The sequence below is a fragment of the Stenotrophomonas sp. P5_A8 genome (assembly GCF_056400545.1).
Window position 1 is genome coordinate 1 of record NZ_JBFULB010000378.1, and the last position, 3,481, is coordinate 3,481.

At 67.5% G+C, this 3,481-nt stretch carries 2 protein-coding genes and 1 pseudogene; 2 read left to right on the forward strand and 1 reads right to left on the reverse strand.

The annotated features are described in order from the left end of the window. Positions 1-608: pseudogene (locus AC1DQP_RS18270) on the forward strand (lipoprotein N-acyltransferase Lnb domain-containing protein); the annotation flags it as partial. A 15-nt stretch (positions 609-623) separates the two neighbouring features. Further along, a complete protein-coding gene (locus tag AC1DQP_RS18275; RefSeq protein WP_256776210.1) occupies positions 624-1,622 on the forward strand; it encodes a magnesium and cobalt transport protein CorA in 999 nt (332 codons plus the stop codon). A 159-nt stretch (positions 1,623-1,781) separates the two neighbouring features. On the opposite strand, the gene AC1DQP_RS18280 is transcribed toward AC1DQP_RS18275, so the two are convergent. Continuing rightward, positions 1,782-3,146, reverse strand: coding sequence for an NAD-dependent succinate-semialdehyde dehydrogenase (locus AC1DQP_RS18280; RefSeq protein WP_478052175.1), 1,365 nt, complete (start codon positions 3,144-3,146; stop codon positions 1,782-1,784). Positions 3,147-3,481: the final 335 nt, after the last annotated feature.

Consider the following 3,481-nt stretch of genomic DNA (forward strand, 5'->3'; position numbering starts at 1 on the left):
GCCTGGGGCCGTTCGCCGACCAGCCACTGTCGCGCTGGCAGGAAGCCTTCGTGCCGATGCGACTGGCCGACGCGCTGCGCCAGGCCCGCAACAGCGAAGGCCGTCCGCTGGTGCAGGCCGAGCAGGAACTGCTGCCGCACCGCATCGCGCCCGAACCCAAGGAATCCCCGCGCCACTGGTGGCCGTGGCTGCTGTGTGGACTGCTGGCCGCCGCGGGCGTAATCGCCCTGCGCACGCGTCGGCGCGTGCTGGGCGGTATCGCGCTGCCGCTGTGGCTGTTCTGCGGCATCGCCGGCGCGCTGCTGACTTACCTGTGGGGCTTCAGCGCGCATCAGGCGGCGTGGGCCAACCGCAACCTGCTGGTGCTCTCGCCGCTGTGCCTGCTGCTGGTTCCCGGCGCGGTCACCGTGCTGCGCGGGCGTGTGCCGCGAGCGTGGTTCCGCATCGTGCTGTGGGCGGTGGCGCTGTCGGCCGCGCTGGGCCTGGTCCTGCACTGGCTGAGCCTGCAGGCGCAGGTCAACCTGCAGTGGATCGTGTTGCTGCTGCCGGTGCACCTGGCGCTGGCGTGGGTGCTGGGGCGTCGTGACTTGCCCGTCACGGGCCGCTGACGCACGATGCCGCCCATGGAAAGTACCGCACCCGTCAATCCGCCCTGCGTCATCAACTGTGTCCATTACGATGATCAGGGCAAGCGCCACGACATCAGCTTGGACGCGATCAGCGATGTGATCGAAAGCGGCAACGGCTTCGTCTGGGTCGGTCTCTACGAGCCGGCTGACAGCGTGCTGCTGAAGCTGCAGGAAGAATTTTGCCTGCACTCGCTGGCCATCGAGGACGCACGCAACGCGCATCAGCGCCCCAAGGTGGAGTCGTACGGCAACTCGCTGTTCGTGGTGGTCACCACCGCGCAGATGGTGGACGAGCGCATCCAGTACGGTGAAACCCACGCCTTCCTCGGGCCGCGCTTCCTGGTCACCGTGCGCCACGGCGCGTCGCTGTCCTACGCCGCGCCGCGCGCGCGGGTGGAGCGCGAGCCCGAGCTGCTGCGCACCATGGGCCCGTCGTACTGCCTGTATGCGGTGCTGGATTTCGTGGTCGACAACTACCTGCCGATCACCCAGCGCTACCGCGACACGCTGGAGCTGCTGGAGAAGGACATCTTCTCCGACAGCTACAAGCGCCAGACCGTCGTGCGCCTGTACGAGTTGAAGCGCGAGCTCAACAAGATGCGCATGGCCGTGGCGCCGCTGCAGGACATGCTGGCGCAGATCAAACGCTACCAGGGCGAGCTGGTGCCCGATGAGGTGAAGCTGTACCTGCGCGACGTGCACGACCACGCGGTGCGGATCAGCGATGTGATCGATACCCTGCGCGAGATGCTGGGCACCGCGCTGAGCGTGAACCTGTCGCTGGTGACGCTGGCGCAGGGCGAGACGGTCAAGCGCCTCGGTGCCTGGGCCGCGCTGCTCGCCGCGCCGACCTTGATCACCAGCTGGTACGGCATGAACTTCACCCACATGCCCGAGCTGGACAAGCCGTGGGCGTACCCGGCGATGATCATCGGCGTCGGCGCGATCTGCGTGGGGCTGTACCGCCTGTTCAAGCGCGTCCGCTGGCTCTGAGGTCGGCCGGTGGTGCGACGCCAAGCGGCGATACGCAGGTAGTGCCGGCCGCTGGCCGGCTCCAGAAAAACCCGGATTCACGCCGGGTGTTTGGAGATTTCGAGCAGCCGACCAACGGCCGGCACTACCGGTTCCAGCGGCCCTGCCGGGCCGCTCCGATCAGGCGACGTAAACGGTCTTGATGTTCATGAACTCATGGATGCCATGGTCGGCCAGCTCGCGGCCGAAGCCGGAGCGCTTGGTGCCGCCGAACGGCAGGCGCGGGTCGCTCTTGACGATGGCGTTGACGAACGCCGCGCCGCATTCCAGGCGCTTGGCGATCGCTTCGCCGCGCTGCGCGTCGCCGCTCCAGACACTGCCGCCCAGGCCGAAGCTGGTGTCGTTGGCCACACGCAGCGCGTCTGCGTCATCGCGCACGCGCACGATGGCCGCCGCCGGGCCGAACAGTTCTTCGTCGTAGGCAGGCATGCCGGGGCCGACATTGTCCAGAATGGTGGCCGGGTAACCGGCATGGCTGCCGGCTACCGGCTCGCCGCCGAGCAGGACCTTGGCGCCCTTGGCCACGCTGGTCTGCACCTGCTTGTGCAGCTCATCGCGCAGGTCGGCACGGGCCATCGGCGCCAGCGTGGTCTTCTCGTCCTGCGGATCGCCGTACACGCGCGCGGCCGCGGCAGCGACGAACTTCTCCACGAACGCATCGGCGATCGCGTCGACCACGATGAACCGCTTGGCGGCAATGCAGGTCTGGCCGCTGTTGTCGAAGCGCGACTTCACCGCGGCGGCCACCGTCTTGTCGAGGTCGGCATCGTCAAGCACGACGAAGGCATCGCTGCCGCCCAGTTCCATGACGCACTTCTTGAGCTGGTCGCCAGCGGTGGCGGCGATCGAGCGTCCGGCACGTTCACTGCCCGTCAGCGTGACCGCCTTGACCCGCTTGTCGCGCAGGACGTCGGCGGCCTGGTCGTTGTCGATATGCAGCACGTCGAACACGCCCTCGGGCAGGCCGCCATCGCGGCAGACGGCGAGGATCAGGTCGGCGCACTGCGGGACGTTGCTGGCATGCTTGAGCAGCGCGACGTTGCCGGCCATGAACGCCGGCGCGAGGAAGCGGAACACCTGCCAGATGGGGAAGTTCCACGGCATGACCGCGAAGACGCAACCGATGGGCTCGTAGCGCACGTAGCTGCGCTGGGCTTCGGTGTCGATCAGCTGCGGCTTGAGGTAGTCGGCGGCGTGGTCGGCGTAGAACTCGCAAGCCTGGGCGCACTTTTCGATTTCAGCGAGCGCTTCGGCCTTGAGCTTGCCCATTTCGCTGGTCATCGCCTGCTGGACATCGTTCTTGCGCTGGCGCAGTTGCGCGGCAATGCCGCGCAGGATGGCGCCCCGTCCCTGCAGGGACTGCCCCGACCACAGCGGGAAGGCCTTGGCGGCGGCGGCCAGGCGCTGTTCGATCTGCGCGGCATCGAGCAGTTCGTGGCGGTAGGTGACCTGGCCGGTGGCGGGGTTGATGATTTCAACGGTCATCGCGGTGCTCCGAAAGACAGGCGGTGATTGTGCGCTGCGGCCTGTGAGCCGGATGTTGCCGGATGGGTCGGGAAGGCTGTTCTGGTTGCGACATGGGGTCGCAGATGTGGGTGGGCCGCAGAAAGCACCGTTTCATGGGCGGGTGGTTGGCACGGTGCGGGTGGGATGCCGAAAGCAGCGTTTCATTGGCGTGTGGTTGGCGCGGTGCGGGTGGGATGCCGAAAGCAGCGTTTCACTGGCATGTGGTTGGCACGGTGCGGGTGGGATGCCGAAAGCAGCGTTTCACTGGCGTGTGGTTGGCACGGTGCGGGTGGGATGCCGGGACACGCCGTGAA

Coding starts and splice junctions, on each gene's coding strand:
- AC1DQP_RS18275 (WP_256776210.1), top strand. CDS start 624: ATGGAAAGTACCGCACCCGTCAATCCGCCCTGCGTCATCAACTGTGTC.
- AC1DQP_RS18280 (WP_478052175.1), bottom strand. CDS start 3,146: ATGACCGTTGAAATCATCAACCCCGCCACCGGCCAGGTCACCTACCGC.